Annotated in this window: 22 protein-coding genes and 2 tRNA genes; 17 read left to right on the top strand and 7 right to left on the bottom strand. The window is 55.1% G+C overall.

The window, feature by feature from the left end; genetic code table 11:
- Positions 1-213: 213 nt before the first annotated feature.
- Genes WBL42_RS03840 through WBL42_RS03815 form a run of 6 tightly spaced genes read right to left on the bottom strand, consistent with a single transcriptional unit; the run spans position 214 to position 4,632 of the window.
- Positions 214-756 (bottom strand): aldolase, encoded by a 543-nt coding sequence (locus WBL42_RS03840; protein ID WP_424719942.1) that lies wholly within the window; start codon positions 754-756, stop codon positions 214-216.
- On the bottom strand, positions 729-1,364 hold the full coding sequence (locus WBL42_RS03835; RefSeq protein WP_424719941.1) for an endonuclease III domain-containing protein: 636 nt from the start codon (positions 1,362-1,364) through the stop codon (positions 729-731). The genes WBL42_RS03840 and WBL42_RS03835 overlap by 28 nt, the downstream gene beginning before the upstream one ends.
- Positions 1,342-1,992 (bottom strand): NADPH-dependent F420 reductase, encoded by a 651-nt coding sequence (gene npdG / locus WBL42_RS03830; protein WP_424719940.1) that lies wholly within the window; start codon positions 1,990-1,992, stop codon positions 1,342-1,344. The genes WBL42_RS03835 and npdG overlap by 23 nt, the downstream gene beginning before the upstream one ends.
- A 4-nt stretch (positions 1,993-1,996) precedes the next feature.
- Positions 1,997-2,269, bottom strand: coding sequence for a thioredoxin (gene trxA, locus WBL42_RS03825; RefSeq protein ID WP_424719939.1), 273 nt, complete (start codon positions 2,267-2,269; stop codon positions 1,997-1,999).
- A 54-nt stretch (positions 2,270-2,323) separates the two neighbouring features.
- Entirely contained in the window at positions 2,324-3,784 is a 1,461-nt protein-coding gene (locus WBL42_RS03820; RefSeq protein WP_424719938.1) for a preprotein translocase subunit SecD, read from the bottom strand.
- Positions 3,781-4,632 (bottom strand): protein translocase subunit SecF, encoded by an 852-nt coding sequence (locus tag WBL42_RS03815; RefSeq protein ID WP_424719937.1) that lies wholly within the window; start codon positions 4,630-4,632, stop codon positions 3,781-3,783. Before WBL42_RS03815 ends, WBL42_RS03820 begins: the two co-directional genes overlap by 4 nt.
- Positions 4,633-4,870: 238 nt before the next feature.
- Between WBL42_RS03815 and WBL42_RS03810 the strand changes: the two genes are divergently transcribed.
- The 15 genes from WBL42_RS03810 (at position 4,871) to WBL42_RS03740 (ending at position 16,898) form a co-directional block, all read left to right on the top strand.
- On the top strand, positions 4,871-5,182 hold the full coding sequence (locus tag WBL42_RS03810) for a DUF2551 domain-containing protein (protein WP_424719936.1): 312 nt from the start codon (positions 4,871-4,873) through the stop codon (positions 5,180-5,182).
- Positions 5,183-5,244: 62 nt separating this feature from the next.
- A complete protein-coding gene (locus WBL42_RS03805; RefSeq protein ID WP_424719935.1) occupies positions 5,245-5,535 on the top strand; it encodes a hypothetical protein in 291 nt (96 codons plus the stop codon).
- A complete protein-coding gene (locus tag WBL42_RS03800) occupies positions 5,532-5,939 on the top strand; it encodes an archease (RefSeq protein ID WP_424719934.1) in 408 nt (135 codons plus the stop codon). Before WBL42_RS03805 ends, WBL42_RS03800 begins: the two co-directional genes overlap by 4 nt.
- Positions 5,940-5,978: 39 nt before the next feature.
- Positions 5,979-7,412: an RtcB family protein gene (locus WBL42_RS03795; RefSeq protein ID WP_424719933.1), complete on the top strand. Its 1,434-nt coding sequence runs from the start codon at positions 5,979-5,981 to the stop codon at positions 7,410-7,412.
- 7 nt (positions 7,413-7,419) lie between these two features.
- Entirely contained in the window at positions 7,420-7,995 is a 576-nt protein-coding gene (locus WBL42_RS03790; protein WP_424719932.1) for a hypothetical protein, read from the top strand.
- Between the two features lie 634 nt (positions 7,996-8,629).
- The gene (locus WBL42_RS03785) at positions 8,630-9,052 is read left to right on the top strand and encodes a DUF2111 domain-containing protein (RefSeq protein ID WP_424719931.1); all 423 of its coding nucleotides are present in this window, start codon (positions 8,630-8,632) and stop codon (positions 9,050-9,052) included.
- A 4-nt stretch (positions 9,053-9,056) separates the two neighbouring features.
- The gene (locus tag WBL42_RS03780; RefSeq protein WP_424719930.1) at positions 9,057-10,037 is read left to right on the top strand and encodes a biotin--[acetyl-CoA-carboxylase] ligase; all 981 of its coding nucleotides are present in this window, start codon (positions 9,057-9,059) and stop codon (positions 10,035-10,037) included.
- A gap of 59 nt (positions 10,038-10,096) precedes the next feature.
- Positions 10,097-10,606 carry a biotin transporter BioY gene (locus tag WBL42_RS03775; RefSeq protein WP_424719943.1) on the top strand — a complete coding sequence of 170 codons (510 nt, stop codon included), beginning with the start codon at positions 10,097-10,099 and terminating at the stop codon, positions 10,604-10,606.
- The gene (locus WBL42_RS03770; protein ID WP_424719929.1) at positions 10,603-11,274 is read left to right on the top strand and encodes an ATP-binding cassette domain-containing protein; all 672 of its coding nucleotides are present in this window, start codon (positions 10,603-10,605) and stop codon (positions 11,272-11,274) included. The genes WBL42_RS03775 and WBL42_RS03770 overlap by 4 nt, the downstream gene beginning before the upstream one ends.
- Positions 11,271-11,969, top strand: coding sequence for an ATP-binding cassette domain-containing protein (locus WBL42_RS03765; RefSeq protein ID WP_424719928.1), 699 nt, complete (start codon positions 11,271-11,273; stop codon positions 11,967-11,969). The genes WBL42_RS03770 and WBL42_RS03765 overlap by 4 nt, the downstream gene beginning before the upstream one ends.
- A complete protein-coding gene (locus WBL42_RS03760) occupies positions 11,957-12,610 on the top strand; it encodes a hypothetical protein (RefSeq protein ID WP_424719927.1) in 654 nt (217 codons plus the stop codon). The genes WBL42_RS03765 and WBL42_RS03760 overlap by 13 nt, the downstream gene beginning before the upstream one ends.
- 49 nt (positions 12,611-12,659) lie before the next feature.
- A complete protein-coding gene (locus WBL42_RS03755; protein WP_424719926.1) occupies positions 12,660-14,402 on the top strand; it encodes a pyruvate/oxaloacetate carboxyltransferase in 1,743 nt (580 codons plus the stop codon).
- On the top strand, positions 14,399-15,874 hold the full coding sequence (locus tag WBL42_RS03750) for an acetyl-CoA carboxylase biotin carboxylase subunit (RefSeq protein WP_424719925.1): 1,476 nt from the start codon (positions 14,399-14,401) through the stop codon (positions 15,872-15,874). Before WBL42_RS03755 ends, WBL42_RS03750 begins: the two co-directional genes overlap by 4 nt.
- Positions 15,875-15,943: 69 nt before the next feature.
- Positions 15,944-16,056, top strand: a tRNA-Met gene (locus tag WBL42_RS03745).
- Positions 16,057-16,325: 269 nt separating this feature from the next.
- Positions 16,326-16,898 (top strand): dihydrofolate reductase family protein, encoded by a 573-nt coding sequence (locus WBL42_RS03740; protein ID WP_424719924.1) that lies wholly within the window; start codon positions 16,326-16,328, stop codon positions 16,896-16,898.
- 100 nt (positions 16,899-16,998) lie between these two features.
- Here the strand turns inward: WBL42_RS03740 and mmp10 are convergent, their stop codons facing one another.
- On the bottom strand, positions 16,999-18,225 hold the full coding sequence (mmp10, locus tag WBL42_RS03735; protein WP_424719923.1) for a methyl coenzyme M reductase-arginine methyltransferase Mmp10: 1,227 nt from the start codon (positions 18,223-18,225) through the stop codon (positions 16,999-17,001).
- 150 nt (positions 18,226-18,375) lie between these two features.
- On the opposite strand from mmp10, the gene WBL42_RS03730 reads away from it, so the two are divergent.
- Positions 18,376-18,448, top strand: a tRNA-Thr gene (locus tag WBL42_RS03730).
- Between the two features lie 91 nt (positions 18,449-18,539).
- Positions 18,540-19,243 (top strand): acyltransferase family protein (locus tag WBL42_RS03725; protein ID WP_424719922.1); only part of this gene is annotated, 704 nt, incomplete at its 3' end.

Below are 19,243 nucleotides of genomic sequence, written 5' to 3'. Positions count from 1 at the left end.
TTATGGACCAGAATCCGGATTGGGGGTGTGTAGGAAAATTTGGCGTTATTGATCCATTCTTGAAATTAGTGAAGTACTGGAACCAGATCGGATGATTTGCCTGAAAGAAATCCTATAAAAATTTTCGAAAGCGAAATCTTATTTAAAAAAATCAGTCTGTTTAAAAAATATAATAAAAAATTCCCAAACCGAAAAAATTTTCAGCCGGGAAAATCATTCCCGCACAAAATCCCGCTTGAGCGCCAGCACCCGGCACGAGTGCTCGGCCAGCGAAGTGAACTGGTACGCCTCGTCCAGCGTCCGTCCCGCGGCAAACGTACCGTGCCCCCGCACGATCACGAGCTTCGAACGGGCGAGGACATCAGCCACGTTATCGGCTATCTCCTGCGAGCCCGGGGCACCGCCAACCACCGGGATCTCGGGGCAGAACATCTTCCCCTCGCTGTCTTCCGGAATGATCCGGTCCATGACAAGCGAAGCTGCAATAGCAGCCTGCGGGTGCGCATGGACGATTGCAGCATGAGAAGAGGTTCTGTAGACCGCGAGATGAACCCGGAACTCGCTTGAGGCATTCCCGGGTACCGGACCATCGAACGGGACAAAGACCAGTTCACGCACGTCATCGAGATAGTCACCGGTCCGCTTGATGTGGAACCCTTCGTCCCCCGACCGGAGACTCATGTTGCCAAAGTTGCCGCCCACCAGGTGTTCGGCAAACAGCCGCTTTCCTATTCGTTCGAATTCACGAGTATGCATGCATCGCACCTTTTCTTCCCGCAGTACTCTTTTGCGTATTCCACGATATGCGCATGGGTCTGCCGGCAGGTTTCGTTGTTTTTCGGGAGCACGGACTCGAACAATGGCTTGAGCCGGTTGCGGGGTTCCATAATGCCGGCGCACCGGACCATCCGTTCTGTATAAGCATCGACAACAAAAACTGGCCGGGAGAAACCGTAACAGAGGATGCTGTCAGCGGTCTCCTCGCCAATCCCTTTAACGGCCAGCAAGCCCTCACGGAGTTCTGTTGTGGGAATCTCCGCCATCCGCTGAACACCCCCGCATTTCTCCAGCGCAAACTGTGCAAGGGATTTCAGACGTCGTGCCTTGACCCGGTAAAAACCGGTGCAACGGATCGCGGATTCGATCTCCGCGTTATCCGCAGAATGGATCCCGGCCATGGTGCAGAGTCCCCGGCTCTTCAGGTCCGCAAGAGCCCGCTCCACGTTCTCCCACCGGGTCTGCTGCGTGAGGATCGCACCGATCATCACTTCTTCGGTATCCCCGGGCCACCACGGGATCTTCCCGTACCGCAGGTCCAGGGCCCGGACGATCCTGCGGACCTTAGAGGAACTGGATGCCGACATCCTTCATCTTGTTATACCGCGCGATATTCAGGAGGAGCGGTGTCAGTGATTCCACCATGCAGGAAACGGAGAGGGGACCGGCATCGAATGCCCGGAGATGGGATATTTTATTGACGATCGCCATGACCTCCTGCTTTGCCTCCGCATCATCCCCGCATACCGGGACAGAGTAATTGAGTTCCTCGTCAAGCGCCTTCCACTTGTTCGCGGCAATCGTGTTGAATGCTGAGCAGATCCGTGCCTCTTTTGGGAGCAGCTTCCGGATCAGGAGTGCGGCCGAGCCTTCGGCGGGGGGAACAAAACAGAAATGGTCCTGCTTCTCCATCGGGTTGACCGGACTGATAACGATCTTATTCTCAAACCCATGAAGCGTCTCGAGCGTCCCCGTCAGGTGCTTATAGGGAATCGCAATGATAACAATATCCGCTTCGTCGATTGCCGCCTGGTTCCCGACACCTTTGAGGGAACATTCCTTCCCGCGTTTTTTGAGAAGTTCGCGGCTCATCGTGCAGGTTGCTTCAGCCTTGTCCTGTTCGCGGGATCCCACGACTACATCGAAGATCGGTGAGAGGCGCATCGCCATCCCTTCACCGATATCTCCTGTCCCGCCGACAATACCGATCTTCACCGGGCTATCCCACCAGGGGTGTTAAAAGTTTTTCAAGGGTTGCTGCATCGGTAACCCCTTCCAGGGACTGGACGACCTTCCCGTCCTTTTCGATAATGAGGGTCGGGACAACGCGGATGCCGTATTTTCCCGCAAGTTCCATTTCCTGGTCCACGTCCACTTTGCGGATTTCCACTGTTTCCCCCATCTTCTTTGCCAGTTCCTCGATGATCGGTGTCTGCATCCTGCAGGGACCGCACCAGGTGGCAAAAAAGTCAAACAAAACCGGTCTGCTCATGTGAGTTTACCCGGTAAATTACTCGATGAAAAAAAAGATAAACCTATGGTATCGCTACTTGGAGAGGATCTCCATGATGATCTTGCCATACGCGGGCCGGGTCACGATGACGCCGACCAGCACACCGAGGATGGTGATGAGGGCAAAACCCTTGAGCGTGGAGAGGTCCATGAGTGCGAGGGGGATCATCGCGATGATCACCGTTGCTGCGGCAACCACGATGATACCCAGCGCCCGGGCCAGCCGCTTGAGATAGAGGTTGGGGCTCGGGACCTTTCCTTCGTGCAGGATCTCGTCCGTAATCACGACCAGCTGGTCGATGCCCGTCCCCATCACCGCGATCAGGCCGGCAATGGTCGGCAGGTCCATCTGGAACCGGATCAGGGCGATGAACCCGAGCAGGATAAGGATCTCCGACGCGTTGATCAGTACCATCGGGAGGACAATGCTCGGTTCGCGGTACCGGTAGTAGATCACGAGACCTACAGTTACCAGCGCGAGGATCCCTGCGAGGAGCACCATTACCTTGTAGCGTTCCCCAAGCGGTGCTGACGTGCTGCCGGAACCCGCAATGCTGACATCGACCGGGAGCGCACCGGCCCGGAGGTGGATCTCCAGGTTCGTCGCCTGCTGGGACCCGTACGTACCGGTCCCGGTCGATGCAATCATCTGGCGGGTCGGCTGGGTCTTGAGTTCTGTCGCGAGGGCCGTATTCAGCGGCGCGGAATAGACGGTCTGGTTGTCGAGAAGCATCGTCAGGTAATGCTGCGTGGGATCATCGGTTGCCCCGGACTGGATCGCAGCCTGCTGGAATGCCGCTGCCCCCGCATCGCTCAGCGTGAACGCAACACCCCAGTTATCGCTTCCTGCCGGGTTCTGCGCGGGAGTCTGGACGCTGGTGATATCGTTGCCGAACAACACATGCTCGGTATCATTGCCGGTGGTCTGCACGCGGATCTCAAACTTGCCCTGATGCCCGACAAGCTCCTGTGCCTCGTTCATATCTACGCCGGCCATCTCGATCCGGATGTAGCGGGCCACGTTGTTGAACCCGGTCAGCGTGTTGACGGTTGCGTCCTTGGTGCCAAGGGAGTTGATCTTGTTTTCCAGGATCATCTTGGCGTCTTCCGCGGTCGCCTTGGAGACACCCTGCTGGTAACTCGTCAGCGTCCCGCCATTGTTACTGAACTGGGTCTCGAGCTCCGGCTGCGTGTATGCTTTCCGTATCTCCAGGTGGGTTGCATCAACCTGGTCAACTTCCGTGTCGAGGCTCTGGGAGAGGTTCGCGATGAAATCGTTCACCGGCCGGTCGGTAGTGAAACCCACGACTTCGCCTTTGAGCTCGAGCTGGATCCACGAGCCCTGCTGGAGGTCGAGACCGTACTGTAGGTTGGTTGCAATATTCCCGTTCTGGTCGAAATGCGGATAAATCGCGATCACGGAGAGGATAATGAGAATGATCAGGGTGGCAATTCTCCAGTCGGTCAGGAGTGCCTTGATCTCCTTTTCGTTCATTTCCCGCCTCCTTTCTGGACATACCATTTCAGGATTGCCGCGTTCGTGAGCCAGGTGTTGAGGACATCGGCAACAAGCCCGATGAGCAATACCGCCGAGATATCCATAAGCATCTGGATCGACCCGAACCACGAGACAATGAAGAGCGCGGTTGCCGCAGCAAATGTTGTCGAGGTCATGATGATACCGGTATGGAATGCCCCGGCAAGCTTGTCATGCAGTTTGCCCTGCCGTTTCAGCACCCGGTTTGTCAGCAAAATATCACTGTCGACGGAATAACCAATCAACATCAGGAGGGCGGCGGTTGTACCCAGCGAGAGCGTGATCCCTACGACATTCATCATGGCCGCAGTCATTACCATGTCGGCAAACGCGGAGAGGACGACTGCGAAGGCGGGGACAAAGGTCCTGAAAGAGACGAAGATCACGATCGCCATGCCGATGAACGAGAAGATCAGGGCAATTACAGCCTGGTACTGCAGGGTCTTGCCGAAGGATTGATCGATCTGTTCGATCGTTGAATCGGGATATTTCTGGCTGATCAGGGCGGTCAGGGAATTAAATTTCGTAGTATCCATTTCGCTGAACGTCAAGAATTTTCCCCCGTTCACATCACTGACCTCGACAAGAGGATAACCTGCAAAGGTCGACTGCAGCTGGGCAGGAGTATCCGTTGTCAGAATTGTGACCGCTGTTCCCCCGGAAAAATCAATACCCGGCGTAACGGGCATCCCGGTCATCGCTATATAATAGGCGAGGACAATCAGGGAGATGATGAGGAGAACGAGCGGGATTACCACCAACTGTTTTGGCGAGTACTTCTCGATATTATAGTTGATCAATCCCATATCGTAATCATCTGTTCACGAACGATTAAATATTTACCAGATATGATTTTCCAGTTAACAGGATCGAACCCCAACTGCTCCTCCCGGAATATGTTCCGCGCGCAGGTAATTTCCTGCGATTTCCCGGATTTCGCAGAAAATTTTTGTCTCTTTTTAAAATGGCCGAATCTTCAAACAGGGATTTTAAAACGCACAAAATCAAAAAATATATATACAGAGAACGGATTAGAGTAAAAGTATGAGATCTCCTTCAGAGATCAAGAGAGTGATTGAAGGGCGGTTGCGCTCCTACCTGTCCAGAGACAGGACGGGAATCCGGCGCGAAGTCCTCATCCTCTTTGTAAAGACCCGATCGATCACTATCGCTGAGATTGTTGCCGAACTCCAGAAACGGTTCACGGTCACATTCCATGCGATTGCGTCCATGGTCGGTATCATTGCTTCCCGCATCGGTATCCTCCGTGCCATACGGAATGCTGATGGACTGAACAGTTATGAACTCAAGGAAAAGTATGTTGACATTGTGACAGGGATTGTCGGGGTTGCATAACCGCCGGCGCGTCCCTGATCCATAACCGTTTTTTACTAAAGCCTTCCTATGCTATTAGCATCATGTATGCTCATTCTCAGGAACCTGCCGGTTTCGGCGAAGTCACCATTGCCCCTGAAGTACTGGAATATATCAATAAGCGGGGTTGTGATTTTCGCGTTTGTACTTCGTGCGGCGGGCCGGTACTGCTCTCCACCCGTATCAAGTCTCCCAAAAAATCCGACCTCCTCCTGAAAGCGGGCAACCAGATGATCTATGTCTCGGTCCACCAGGCACGGTTCCTCAACACCATCCAGATGGACATGATCCCGTTCTTCGACGATAATGAACTGACCAGGTACGAACGCGGATGAGTTTTGAAGAAGTGCCGCATACGGCAGATATAAAAATCCGGGCACATGCCCCGACGCTTGAAACCCTTTTCTCCGAGGCCTGCGAGGCGCTGATGCAGATCATGTACGGGAAAGAACGCCGTGCACAGGTTACTGCTGAACTTGACGTGGATGCCGGCGACACGGAAGCGCTGCTTGCGGATTTCCTCTCGGAAGTGCTCTTCCGGTCGGAAGTGGACGGCCTGGTATTTTCACATCCAAAGATCCGGATAACCGGGACGCATCTCCACGCAGTACTGGACGGCGAGCCTTTCGACCGTGATCGCCATGCCGGAGGTTCTGAAGTGAAGGGGATCTCCTATTCGGGCTTGTCCGTTGTGCAGGATACGAACGGATATATGTTGGAGATCTTATTTGATGTATAATCGCAGGTAAATACGCGGAGAAAGGACGGGGATGACCAGATGATCGACGGGGTAAACCGGATCGGCGTAAACGAATGGGAAGTACCGGTCGGGTATGTGCCCGGCATGCGGGTCCCGGGAAGGTTTTTCCTTTCAGAGCATCTCGCACAGGTCCTTGAACCGGGCGCCCTCCAGCAGCTGGCGAATGTTGCCACCCTGCCCGGCATCATAAAAAATTCGCTCGCCATGCCCGATATCCACTGGGGATACGGCTTCCCGATCGGCGGTGTTGCCGCGTTCGCCCTTGACACGGGAGTCATCTCCCCGGGCGGTGTCGGCTTTGACATCAACTGCGGGGTCCGCCTGATCACCACGCCATTGGTACAGGCAGATGTAGCAGGCCACCGCGATCTGGTTGAAGGGCTGTTCCACGCGGTCCCCACAGGAGTAGGTGCCAAAAGTTCCCACAAGGTCTCGCCCAAAGCACTGGACGAGATGATGGTGAAAGGCGCCCGCTGGGCGGTGGAGAATGGCTTTGGTCTCTCCCGCGACCTGGTGCGCTGCGAAGAGAAAGGATGCATGAAAGAGGCAGATATACGGGCGGTATCTGCAAAGGCCAAGCAGCGCGGGATCCCCCAGGGTGGCACCCTCGGGTCCGGCAACCATTTCCTTGAGATACAGGTTGTAAAGGAGATCTACGACGCAGCGGCTGCAGAGGCCTTCGGTCTCCGGGCAGGACAGGTCTGCTGCATGATCCACTGCGGGTCGCGGGGGCTCGGTCACCAGACCTGCACGGACCACCTGAAAGTGCTGGAAGGCGCGACCAAAAAATATCATATCACGCTCCCCGACCGCCAGCTGGCCTGTGCCCCCATTACCTCGCCGGAAGGAAAGGAATATTTCGGCGCAATGGCCGCGTCGGCAAACTATGCATGGGCCAACCGCCAGATGATCACCCATGCAGTCCGTCAGATCCTCTCGAAGATGTTCCGGATCGATTACGGGGAGATGCCGCTCGTGTACGATGTAGCCCACAATGTCGCAAAGATGGAAGAGCATACGGTCGACGGGAAACGCAGCACCGTCTGCGTCCACCGCAAAGGAGCGACCCGGGCATTCGGGCCCGGCGCACCGGATCTCCCGCCGGAACTCGCCTCCCTGGGCCAGCCGGTCATCATCCCCGGCAGCATGGGGACATCCTCGTTCGTGCTTCGCGGGACGCAGACTGCCATGGACCGGACGTTTGGCAGCACCTGCCATGGTGCCGGGCGCATCATGAGCAGATCGCAGGCCAAGAAACAGCTGAGCGGCAAAGAGATCGCTGACCACCTGCTCCGGGAGGGCATCATGGTGAGGGCACCGAGTGATAATGCGCTCGTGGACGAGGCACCGGAGGTCTACAAGTCGAGTGACGAGGTCGTGAAAGTTGTACACGATGTCGGCATCTCGCGGCTCGTGGCCCGGCTCTCCCCTATCAGCGTAATCAAGGGATGAGGCTGATATGAGCTGCCGGGTAGGATTTGTCTGGGAAACACCGCAGCATTTCTCCCGGTACATCGAGGACTGCGGGGCCGTCTGCGAAGTTGTCACCCCGCACATGCTTGCCGCCCCCTTCTTCCGCGGGCAGTTCACCTGCCTGATCATCCCGACCGGTTTTGGCAATGCAAAGTACACGAACCTGCTGCCGGCGCTCCGTGCATCCTCCCCCCGGATAGAAAGGTTTGTTGAGAACGGGGGCAACCTCCTGGTTTTTGGGGCGGCTGCGGACAAGGCTGGCGCCTATGACTGGCTCCCGTTTCCTGTCACGTATGCCCATGATTTCCACCCGGCACAGGTAAGGTGCGAGAAGGGATCGCCGGGCGCGGACCTGATCGATGACTATGATCCGGACAGGATCGAATGCGACGGGTCGTTCCCGTCCCATGGGGGCACCTGCCTCGGTGTGACAGGCTCAGCCGATGTGATCATCGGATATTCTCTCGGGAAAGGGAAGATCGTTGTGACGAGCGTCCACGAATATCCGTCCCGGGAATTTCTGAAAAAGTTCTGCTGCCAGGGTGAGCAGACCGTGTTATGAAGTTTTTTTGGCCGAAGCGATTGCCCGGAAAAATCTCTGAACACTCTTTTGGGCTTCGCCCCCACTGCTGTGGCATCCCCCATAGAGCGATGAGGCGGTATTACCGGAGTAAATCAACAAGATTTATGAGAGAAATAAGCAAGGCAGGCTGTTGCCCCAGACCATTCCAACAATTCGGAAGAAAATCCTATTTTGGATTAATTCTGTTTTGGGTTTAAATTGATCATATTGAGAAGGAATCTATATATCTTAATTTACGAGCAACGCCGCTACCCCCGACAAAGGCGCCCCCGCGACGGATCAACGATTGAAAACATTATTAAAAAAGCATTTTGCCCCGTCGTGCCTCGGAGAGGCCCTGAGGCGGGGGACCCTCGCAGGTATTGAAGGATTTTATAATTTCCCGTTAGTACGAATTTATTGATTTACCATCTCCCGAAGGCTGGTTTGATGCGATAAGAGCTATCATGTTCTTTGCTTGCGAAAATGTCATCTCCGTTGATCTGAGTTCAATTATTTTTATAGAAAAATTATCTTCCCAGTTTCTCTCACTATCCATCGCACCGCCACGCTGTGTTGCTGTTACGCAATCTTCATCTAGCTAAAGAATGACCAGAGTACTTGAGGAAAACCCATGGACCGGTATACGTTATCCTGCAGTGCAGAGGCACATGATCTTGAGCCCATCGTCCTCGCGGTGCATGAACTGATCCACCACCTTCCGGTAACGGCAAAATCCCGGGACATGGATGGGATACGGGTAGAAGACGGCAGGGTAGTCGACCGCCACTACAACGGACCTGTTCTTCTCGAAGCGATCGCAAAGAACCAGCAGATCCAGGTGACACCATCAGCCGGGGCATACAAGGGAGTCCCGGTGAGAGTGACGCCATTCCGTGATGAGAGCGGGAATGCCATCGGTGCAATCGGCATTGTCGACATCACCGGGATCTTTGACCTGGCAACACTGATGGAGAACCAGTCAGCGATTATAAAACAGGTCTGCGGCAAGGACCCCTGCCCCCTTGATTCAGAACAGATCGATTCCAAGAGGTGATAGTGTGCCAGATTCGGCTTTCAGAGTGCTCGAGATCCTTGAACGTGCAACGGGACCATTGTCCGGCGAGGCGATAAGCAACGAGATGGGAATGACCCGCTCGGCCGTGTGGAAACATATCAACGAACTCCGGATGATGGGGTACGACATCTCATCATCCCAGAAGGAAGGATACCGGCTCACCCGGACCAGCAACAAGCTCCTTCCCTACGAGATCCATAAAAAACTCCGCACGCAGGTGATCGGGAAGAAGATGCGGTATATCGAGAACACGCCATCGACGATCTGGATTGGCAAGCAGCTCACGTCCGAAGGAGATGTGGAGAAGATGCACGGCATGGTGATCATTGCCGAGGAGCAGACCGGGGGAGTGGGCCGGATGGGCCGGGCATGGGTCTCGCCGAGCGGCGGGATATGGATCACGATTGTCCTCAAACCCCACGTGCCCGTTGATCACATCTTCATGATCACGATGGCCGGGTCCATTGCCGTGGCCCGGGCAATCCGGAATGAGTTTGACATCGGTGCCCTGATCAAGTGGCCGAACGATGTCTTCATCGGCAACAAAAAAGTGGCCGGTCTTCTCCTCGAACTTTCCGCCGAGGCGGATGTTGTGCACCACTGCCTCCTGAGTATCGGTATCGATGTCAACGTCCCGATCAGTGATTTTTCACCGGAACTGCAGGACCGGATCACCTCTATCAGTGCCGAGATGGGCCATGAGGTCGACCGTGCTTCGTTCCTTGCACGCATACTCAAGGAGTTCGAGAGCCGCTATCTCCTTGTCGAGAGCGGGGAATACGATGCGATCGTCCAGGAATGGAAGAGCATCTCCTGCACGCTGGAGAACCGGGTCCAGATCCGGACACTCAAGAACAGTTTCGAAGGCGATGCAGTAGATATCGATGAGTTCGGCGCCCTCATCATCAGGAAAGAGAACGGGAAACTCGAGCGCGTTATCGCCGGCGACTGTTTCCACCAGTAAGCCCCACGCATCAAGCGGTATTTTTTTATCGTCAACCGCCATTTTTTATTAGGTTGACGATGTTTGGCGATCCCGACAAATCACGAATCATTGCCTGGTCTGCAGCATGTATCGGCCTGATCGCCCTCGGGGGCTGGATCTCCATCCCGTTTATTCCGGTGCCGTTTACCCTGCAGACCCTGTTTGTCCTCCTCACCGGTGCCGTAATGAAACGATACGCGGCAATTCCGGTCGCGCTTTACATCATCCTGGGCACGCTGGGCCTCCCGGTATTCTATACCGGTATGACCGGGCCGGGCGTTCTCATTGGCCCTACCGGCGGATACCTGATCGGGTTCATATTCGCTGCCCTTGTCGTGGGACTTGCGTACGAGCAGGGATCAAAATATTTCCATATTGCAGGGATCGTTCTCGGGACAATAATTATCTACCTGTTTGGCGTGGCATGGCTGATCCTGTCCCTCAGGATGGGACTGGTCCCGGCATTTGTTGCGGGAGTCATCCCCTTCGTTATCGGTGACGTGATCAAGGCCGGTGCCGCATACCTGATCGCAGAACGGCTGCCATGATCACGATCCGTTCACTTCGCCACATGCTGCTCGCAATCGATTCGCTGGACATCAGGCAAGGCATCACATCAGTGATCGGACCCAATGGCAGCGGGAAGACCACCCTGCTCAGGCTCTGTGCCGGCATCGATCTGCCGGCATCCGGATCCATCCTGATCGGAAACAATTCCCCACGGAATACGGAAGTCGGGTGGGTGAACGAGTTCCCGGACCGGAATATCCTCTTTGAGACCGTGATGGACGAAGTTGCATCCCCGCTCCGTTTCCGCAGGGTAACCTGTGAAGAGACAACGAAACGTGCCGGCTTGTGTCTTGAGCGGTGCGGCATCTCCCGGTTACGGGATCGCGCTATACGGGGATTATCCGGCGGCGAGAAGATCCTGGTTGCGTTTGCTGCCGCAACCGTGCACCAGCCGGACGTTCTCATCCTGGACGAATGCGACTCCCATCTCGATGAATCACGGACTGATATTCTCGGTCACCTGATCCGGGAGAGCGCGATCCCGTACGTCATCCAGAGCACCCAGCAGATGGAAGTCGCGGCACAAAGCGATTATGTCCTGTATCTTGACGCAGGAGCGGCATGTTTTTGTGGAACTCCCCCGGAAGTTTTTTCCCGGCTTGCCGGCACGCCGTTTTATCCTCTTTCATGGCGGTGCAGGGCATGAAGCTCTCACTGAACGGGGTTGTGGCGAACCGGGGTGAAGGAGACTGGTCGGTGCAGGCACACGGAACTTTTACTGAGGGAATACATCTCGTCAGCGGGGATGTCGGGTCCGGGAAGACGACCCTTGCCCTGGCGCTCGCCGGCCTCACTGCACCGGTCTCCGGCTCCGTTGAGCGGGACGGGATCACGTCTTCCATGCTCTCGTTCCAGTTTCCCGAATACCATGTCACCGGGCTGACGGTAAGGGAAGAATGTGAATCGTGGGGAGTCGATCCGGATACTGTCCTTGCTGCCACGAGACTCGAGGGAAAAGAGGCGCTCTCACCGGTCCGGCTGAGCCGGGGAGAACTCAAGCGCCTTCACGTTGCCTGCCTCCTCGGAAAGGAATACGATCTCCTGATTCTCGATGAACCGGTCAGCTCCCTGGACTGCCGTGAAAAAGAGCGGGTATGCCGGGACCTGTCGGGAAGAACGCAGGGTATTACGATCATCTTCACCCATGAGCAGATGTGTTTCCCCCGGGTGGACCATATCTGGGAGATCTCGTGCGGGAAACTCGAATACCGGGGACGGGTGCCGGACGCTCTCCCGTTATGGCAACACGCCCCGAAACTTGTCAGGAACCTTCTTGCAGCAGGAAAGATCCCGGATAATATTTCCCCCGGTGATCTGGTGGAGGCAGCATGCAGGACGTAAGATTGCGGACCGGGGTCGCTGTACTCCTGTCGGCCATCGCATTTCTCAACCTTACGGGTGCAGTAGCCGCGGGTATATGGTGCCTGGTTTTTGCCCGTAACCTGTCACTGCGGAGAAATGCCCAGCTGTTCCTGTCGCTTGCAGCGCTCGTGGGTTTTTTTGCCATCGTGCTTGCGATTACCGGGGGAGACGGCGTATCATACTTCATCCGCATGATGGTGATCGTCCTCATCGGGGCCTGGGTATATTCGGAACAGAAAAAAGGAGAGTTCCTGCAGCTGGGGGTCTGGCTGCTTGGAGACAAAGCCGGGTTTGATCTTGGCCTGGTTGCCGATATGGGCATGCAGGCGATGGATCTGCTTATTGCTGATTTTGAAAAGATACGGCTGGCAGAAAAACTAAAACAGCGACCCCTGAGTGCAACAGGAATCGTACCTGGGGGAATTGTACTGGTTAACAATGCTCTCCGCAGGGCTGACGATACAGCAGAACTCCTTGCGGTCAGGGGCTATTGCAATGGCGGGTCGCTCTGCCCGGTCTTTAAAACGACACGCCGTGATGTAATCGCCAGCCTGCTTGCATGCTGCGTGACCGTTATCGCTCTCATTCCCGTAAGTGAATTTTTTATACTTTACCGATGAATTTTTGAGAGGCTGTACAATATTTTGCTGCCCGTCAGAGGTCTCCTCTATGCATGCTGCCGCATCCAAAAAAGTCCTGATTACTGATACCACACTCCGGGATGCCCACCAGTCGCTGATCGCGACCCGGCTCCGGACTGAGGATATGATCCCTCTTGCGAGGGAGATCGATCATTGCGGATTTTTTTCAGTCGAAGCCTGGGGAGGCGCAACCTTTGACACCTGCATCCGGTTCCTGAACGATGATCCCTGGGACCGGCTTCGTGCGCTCAGGGCAGAACTGAACCATACCCCAATACAGATGCTCCTCCGCGGCCAGAACCTCGTGGGATACCGGCACTATCCCGATGACGTGGTTGATAAGTTCGTCGATGCGTCCTACAAGAACGGCGTGGAGATCTTCCGTGTGTTCGACGCACTCAACGATATCCGGAACATGACCCGGTCGATGAAACGGGTCAAGGATGTCGGCGCCCACCTCCAGGCTACAATATCCTATACCACCAGCCCGGTCCACAGCACTGACACCTTCATCGAAATGGCAAAGGAGCTCTATGCGCTCGACTGCGACTCGATCTGCATCAAGGACATGGCCGGGCTCATCATGCCGGACGCGGCGAAAGCCCTGATCACCGGAATCAAGAAATCCGTGGATGTGAACGTCTGCCTTCACAGCCACTCTACGAGCGGGATCGCGCCGATGAGTTATGAGGCCGCGATTGAAGCCGGCGTTGATATTCTCGATACGGCAATGTCGCCGTTCTCCATGGGCACGTCCCAGCCACCGACCGAGAGTATTGTGGCATCACTCAGGGGAACCCCCCGTGACACAGGTATCGACCTGATCAAACTCCGGTCCGTCCGCAACCTGTGTCTCGTGATCCGCGAAAAATACGGCGGCCTGATCAACCCGATCTCAGAGCGGGTCGACAGCGACGTGCTCATCTACCAGCTCCCCGGCGGCATGATATCAAACATCGTGTCGCAGCTCCAGGAACAGGACGCACTCAACCGGTGGGACGAGGTGCTCGAAGAGATCCCACGGGTGCGACGGGACCTTGGGTACCCGCCGCTCGTCACGCCCACGAGCCAGATCGTGGGAACACAGGCAGTGCTGAATGTGCTGGTCAATGGCAGGCGGTACCAGAATGTGACCAAGGAAGTCAAGGATTACGTCCGGGGACTGTACGGGAAATCCCCGGCGCCGGTCTCCGATGAGATCCGTTCTCTCATTATAGGCGACGAGAAGGTGATCACGGTCCGGCCGGCAGATCTGCTGGAACCTGCCTATGCGAAGATGAAAGAAGAGGCAGAGACCGCGGGCCTCGTGAAGAAAGAGGAAGACATTCTCACCTATATCCTCTACCCGGCGATCGCCCCGGCATTCCTGAAAGGCGGGAAGGTGGCGGAAAATCTCCCGGGGAATCAACCGTCACCCAAAGCCGAAACCGGTATGCCGGGCATCATGGAGGTCGAGGTGGACGGGGAAGTCTTCTCGGTCAAGATCATCTCCATCGGTGGCAGCAAAGTGGAAGTGGCCAGTGTCACGCCGCAGGCGAAGATCCCCCGGGGCGAATACGCCGGCGGGATCAAGAGCAACATGCAGGGCATGGTCCTCCAGGTGCTCGTCAGCCGTGGCAGCCGGGTAAAGAAAGGGGACCCGCTCATCGTGCTCGAGGCCATGAAGATGGAGAACCCGATCCACAGCCCGGTGGATGGCAAGGTCACCGAGATCTTTGTCGACACCGGCGATGTCGTCCAGAACGGCGATGTCCTGCTGGTGGTCCAATGAAATTTTTTGAGAAACTCCTGATAGCCAACCGCGGGGAGATTGCAATAAGGGTAATGCGGGCCTGCCGCGAGCTCGATATCGAGACCGTAGCGATTTATTCTGACGCCGACAAGAATGCACTCCACGTAAAGTATGCAGACGAGGCATTCCATGTCGGCGAGGCCCACCCTTCGAAGAGCTACCTGAACATGGAGCGGATCCTCGATATTGCGAAGAAGAGCGGCGCCGAGGCGATCCACCCGGGCTACGGGTTCCTGGCCGAGAACTACCGGTTTGCGAAGCTCTGCCTTGACGAGAGCGTTACTTTTGTCGGGCCACGGTGGAAGACGATCAAGGCGATGGGGTCTAAGATCGGCAGCAAACAGATGATGAAAGAGGCCGGCGTCCCGGTCCTGCCGGGAACGGACGGCGGCATCAGCAGCATCGACGATGCAAAGAAGATCGCAGAGTCGATCGGATACCCAGTCATCGTGAAGGCAAGCGCCGGGGGCGGGGGCATCGGGATGCAGATTGTCCAGAACGAGAAAGGGCTGGAGGACGCGATCACCGGAAGCCAGCGGATCGCGAAGTCCGCGTTCGGCGACGCTACGGTCTTCATAGAGAAGTACCTCGTCAAGCCCCGGCATATCGAGTTCCAGGTGCTGGCCGATGAGCACGGGAACTCCGTGCACCTCTACGACCGGGAGTGCTCGATCCAGCGGCGCCACCAGAAACTGATCGAGGAGGCACCGTCGCCGATCATGACTGCCGGGCTGCGCGAGCGGATGTCGAAGGCCGCACTGAAGGTGGCCGAGGCATCGGACTATTCCAATGCCGGTTCCGTGGAGTTCCTCTACAGCCAGGACAATTTCTACTTTATGGAGATGAACACCCGGCTGCAGGTGGAGCATACCATCACGGAGATCATAACAGGTGTCGATCTCGTCAAGCAGCAGATCGCGATCGCTGCCGGTGAGTCGCTGGCCTTCGAGCAGAAGGATCTCTCGATCCGGGGGCATGCGATCGAATGCCGGATCAATGCCGAGGACCCGCTCAACAACTTCGCTGCGGACCCCGGGAAGATCGTACGGTACCGCTCGCCCGGAGGTCCCGGCATCCGGATGGACAGCGGCATCCACATGGGGTATACCATCCCCCCGAATTACGACTCGATGATCGCGAAGCTCTGCGCCTGGGACAGCACCCGGCCGGAAGCGATCCGACGGATGCGGAGGGCGATCTCGGAGTACATCATCCTCGGGATCAAGACCACCCTCCCGCTCCACTATGCGATCATGAACAACCAGCAGTTCGTGGAGGGCAACACCCACACGCACTTCCTGCAGGAAGAGCACATTCTCAACTCCCTCGAGCGGTACAAGCGCGATGAGGAGACCCGGATGCAGACGCTTGCCGGTTCCTTTGACCAGGGCAAGAAAGTGGCAGCGATCACGGCGGCAGTCAACATGTACATGCAGCAGAAGAAGGAGTGAGTCGTTCATCCCGACGACTCATGAATACCTTTAATAATTTTTACGGCCTTTTTATTATGCACTTTTTGTGCTGCGGTGGCCTAGCTGGTTAGGGCGCCAGACTCATAGGGTTGTTGAACAGATTCTTCACGTTCACGCTTTGGGACATCTGGAGATCGGGGGATCGTAACCCTCCCGCAGCATTTTTCACAAGGGTTTTCTTATTTTACCGGTTTTTTCTGATTCAACAAGGGATTATTTTGAAATTTTTTTATCGCCGGGTTGAATCTTCCGGGGGCTCCGTAGTCAAAGATTTAGTCAAAATCTTCTCCACAAGCCTTCGGCGGTCCCCACTGCGTGGGTACCCCGTATTGCGATACTTGGAGGGAATTATGTTTTCCGGAGCATCCACTAGTGAAAATAGAAGATACGGGAACATTTATCACGAATTCAGACCGTCAGTAAAAACCATATGAGAAAACTCGCTGCATTTACCATCGTATCGCTGGACGGGTTCTTTGCCGGGCCGAACGGTGAGATCGACTGGTTCAGACATGAGGATGAAGAGGACAGGCAGTTCTCAATCGAGCAGGCCGATCCGTCTTCCACGCTGGTCTTCGGCCATACCACCTACGAGATGATGAAAAGTTTCTGGTCCAGCCCGTTTGCGATCAAGAACGACCCGGTGATTGCCGGGGTTATGAACCATGCCCGGAAGATCGTTTTTTCAAAAACACTGGAGCCCGTGAAGGATGGGCCGGTCTGGAAGAATGTCCGGGTTATCCGCGAAATAACTCCGGGCGCTATCCGTGATCTGAAAGAGGAGCCGGGCGGGAATATGGCAATCCTCGGGAGCGGCTCCATAGTGCAGCAACTTGCAAACCTCAGCCTCATCGACGAATTCGGCCTCATGGTCAACCCGATCATATTAGGCGCAGGCAAATACCTGTTCCAGGGTGTCAGGAAAATGGAGCTGGAGCGTCTCGAAACACGGACATTCAGGAACGGGAAGGTGTTCCTCAGATACAAACCGATTTGGAAGTAAAGGAATAGCACCGCCATGCCCCGCGGGCCATGAGGCAGGAAGTCCTCAAAAATATAATTAATTTTCTTTTACGGTTCTTTGGCAGGGTCGATGGAAATCGTCAGACACCATACCGGTTGATCAGCCTGATCAGGTCTCCGAAACCTTCCATTTCCATCTCGAGCACCTGGTCGCGGATCATCCCCATGCTGGTTTCGGCATCCGCAGTCAGCGTCTCCGGCCCCCGGATCACCTCACGATCGATTCCATCGCGTGAGAGGATCTCCTCTGCCTCGGCATCGTGCACGAAGGCCCGGCCGGGGATGATGACAACCGATCCGAGCGAGGATAGATCGAGCCTGCGGATATCGTCGGCAGTGATCAGGCAGGCAATCTCCTTGCTGACGGGAACGACCGGGACTTCGGACCCGCACGCGGAGAGGATCGTATCAATGAACGGCGTGGCAATGCTCCCGCTGATTACAGTCGCCCGTTTTGTGACACGGGGGAGTTTTGCAAGCAGGTCCGGTTCGTGGCGGATCGCAAACGGCGAGCCGATCTCCGGGTCCCAGAGCGGGGTGCCAGATATTTTCATAGTGAACTTTTTACTGAGGTCCGTGATCATGTCACGGAATGATTCGACGCTCTGGATCTTCTGCTTTCCCATGACCGGCCCGTTGCCGAGGATGAGTCCCTGGTCAGCATTGTTCGCAAACCGCATCAGGATCAGGCCCTTTGCCCCCCGGTCTTGGAGCCACCGGCAGGTCTCCTCCAGCACCTTGCCGTCGTTCACACCCGGGAGGACGACCGTTGCCGCGTACACGTCGACTGCCCCGCAGAGTTTTTCGAGGATCGCAAGCGATGCTTCCGGGCTTGGGTCATGCATGTACTTCTTCCGGAGTTTCGTGTCGGTGGCAAAGACCGTGAACGAGATCTCCGTGAGCCCGTTATCGAGGAGGAGATCTGCGATCGCCGGGTCGTCCCAGCCCTTTCCGCTCGTGTACCCTATATGGAGCGGGGCTTCCGTGCTGCCGAGCAGCTCGATGAGGTCCTTAAACTGCGGGTAACAGCTCGGATCGCCCCCCCCGCTGATCGTGATCCTCTCGATCTCGCCCTGCCTGGACTGGAGGCTCGCGAGGGTCTCGTCCGCTATGCTCCGGAGATCCTTGAACCCGGCGTACTCCTCCTTCACGCCCCGGGTGCAGTAGTCGCAGCCCTTCTTGAACGGCAGGCAGTACCGGCACCCGAGGGGCTGCACTCCCCGGACTTTCTTGAAATAACAGTATTCGCAGAAACCGCGGCAGCCAATACCCGGGCTGCCCCCGATATCCACGGTCAGTTGGGCCATCTGTACTACTACGTCTGTGCCGGGGGGTATAAGATATTTGTATCTTTACCCAAAATCGGCCAGGGGAATTTTTGCCTTGCGGGTTACTGGCGGGAAAATACGTGAAATGGGCACCATCTTTTTTACCATCAAACGTCAAAATATTATGGCGCCTCAGTGGCTTAGTTGGCAGAGCGGCTGACTTGTAATCAGCAGGTCCCGTGTTCAAATCACGGCTGAGGCTTACCATTTTTTGTCCAGGCAGAAAAACGGAAACTGTATAATCTCAATAATCGATTTACTTTTCTGATAAAATTAATTTTTTCGAGATAGAGATGACAGAGAAGATAGGATATCTTGAAGGTTTAAGAGGACTTGCCGCTTTTACGGTATTCTTAGGTCATTTTATCCCTTTTTTCATTATCGTCTCACCTTTGATGGATTTCGCGTTCACCGGGCGCGAGTTCAGTGTATGCATTTTTTTCGTCTTAAGCGGGTATGTACTTACTCTGCCATTTTTTAATAATAAAAAACATGAGACCCTTGTATCCAGCGCAGTCAGACGGTATATAAGATTGCTGATTCCCATTTTGTTCTTTCTGCTTATAATTTACTTTTATGTATATCCTGGAACGAGGGATATTCTTGATTTGAAAGGTTTTGGGGATATGATCTCACTCGCATTCTGGGGTGTTTTTGTCCAGGGGCAGATTACATATTTTCCGGCAGTCAGTCAATACACCAGTGTGTTATGGACGATAACTATTGAGTTCATAGGAAGTTTCATAGTTTTTTCTTTTGCTTCTTTGTTCGGAAAACTTCGCAACCGCTGGATATTTTATATCGTGGCTTTGATTTTATTCCTGAATACCTATTATCTTGCGTTTATTCTTGGGATGATTCTTGCCGATGGTTACAACAGTGAATTATCAAGGGTTTTAAAAATTGAAAATCCCTATATTCTGGCACTGATATTTTTAATTGCGTTAATTCTTGGAGCATTTCCCGAGTCTTTCGAGACAATTGGCATGTATTCAGC

Origin of the sequence: Methanoregula sp., assembly GCF_049686655.1 — an archaeon.
Lineage (GTDB): Archaea > Halobacteriota > Methanomicrobia > Methanomicrobiales > Methanospirillaceae > Methanoregula.
This window is presented reverse-complemented; position numbering and strand designations above follow the sequence as displayed.

What these genes read in the sequence shown, in the direction of transcription:
- WBL42_RS03840 (WP_424719942.1), bottom strand. Translation starts at nt 756, where the DNA reads ATGCATACTCGTGAATTCGAACGAATAGGAAAGCGGCTGTTTGCCGAA.
- WBL42_RS03835 (WP_424719941.1), bottom strand. Translation starts at nt 1,364, where the DNA reads ATGTCGGCATCCAGTTCCTCTAAGGTCCGCAGGATCGTCCGGGCCCTG.
- trxA (WP_424719939.1), bottom strand. Translation starts at nt 2,269, where the DNA reads ATGAGCAGACCGGTTTTGTTTGACTTTTTTGCCACCTGGTGCGGTCCC.
- WBL42_RS03820 (WP_424719938.1), bottom strand. Translation starts at nt 3,784, where the DNA reads ATGAACGAAAAGGAGATCAAGGCACTCCTGACCGACTGGAGAATTGCC.
- WBL42_RS03815 (WP_424719937.1), bottom strand. Translation starts at nt 4,632, where the DNA reads ATGGGATTGATCAACTATAATATCGAGAAGTACTCGCCAAAACAGTTG.
- WBL42_RS03810 (WP_424719936.1), top strand. Translation starts at nt 4,871, where the DNA reads ATGAGATCTCCTTCAGAGATCAAGAGAGTGATTGAAGGGCGGTTGCGC.
- WBL42_RS03805 (WP_424719935.1), top strand. Translation starts at nt 5,245, where the DNA reads ATGTATGCTCATTCTCAGGAACCTGCCGGTTTCGGCGAAGTCACCATT.
- WBL42_RS03800 (WP_424719934.1), top strand. Translation starts at nt 5,532, where the DNA reads ATGAGTTTTGAAGAAGTGCCGCATACGGCAGATATAAAAATCCGGGCA.
- WBL42_RS03795 (WP_424719933.1), top strand. Translation starts at nt 5,979, where the DNA reads ATGATCGACGGGGTAAACCGGATCGGCGTAAACGAATGGGAAGTACCG.
- WBL42_RS03790 (WP_424719932.1), top strand. Translation starts at nt 7,420, where the DNA reads ATGAGCTGCCGGGTAGGATTTGTCTGGGAAACACCGCAGCATTTCTCC.
- WBL42_RS03785 (WP_424719931.1), top strand. Translation starts at nt 8,630, where the DNA reads ATGGACCGGTATACGTTATCCTGCAGTGCAGAGGCACATGATCTTGAG.
- WBL42_RS03775 (WP_424719943.1), top strand. Translation starts at nt 10,097, where the DNA reads ATGTTTGGCGATCCCGACAAATCACGAATCATTGCCTGGTCTGCAGCA.
- WBL42_RS03770 (WP_424719929.1), top strand. Translation starts at nt 10,603, where the DNA reads ATGATCACGATCCGTTCACTTCGCCACATGCTGCTCGCAATCGATTCG.
- WBL42_RS03765 (WP_424719928.1), top strand. Translation starts at nt 11,271, where the DNA reads ATGAAGCTCTCACTGAACGGGGTTGTGGCGAACCGGGGTGAAGGAGAC.
- WBL42_RS03760 (WP_424719927.1), top strand. Translation starts at nt 11,957, where the DNA reads ATGCAGGACGTAAGATTGCGGACCGGGGTCGCTGTACTCCTGTCGGCC.
- WBL42_RS03755 (WP_424719926.1), top strand. Translation starts at nt 12,660, where the DNA reads ATGCATGCTGCCGCATCCAAAAAAGTCCTGATTACTGATACCACACTC.
- WBL42_RS03750 (WP_424719925.1), top strand. Translation starts at nt 14,399, where the DNA reads ATGAAATTTTTTGAGAAACTCCTGATAGCCAACCGCGGGGAGATTGCA.
- WBL42_RS03740 (WP_424719924.1), top strand. Translation starts at nt 16,326, where the DNA reads ATGAGAAAACTCGCTGCATTTACCATCGTATCGCTGGACGGGTTCTTT.
- mmp10 (WP_424719923.1), bottom strand. Translation starts at nt 18,225, where the DNA reads ATGGCCCAACTGACCGTGGATATCGGGGGCAGCCCGGGTATTGGCTGC.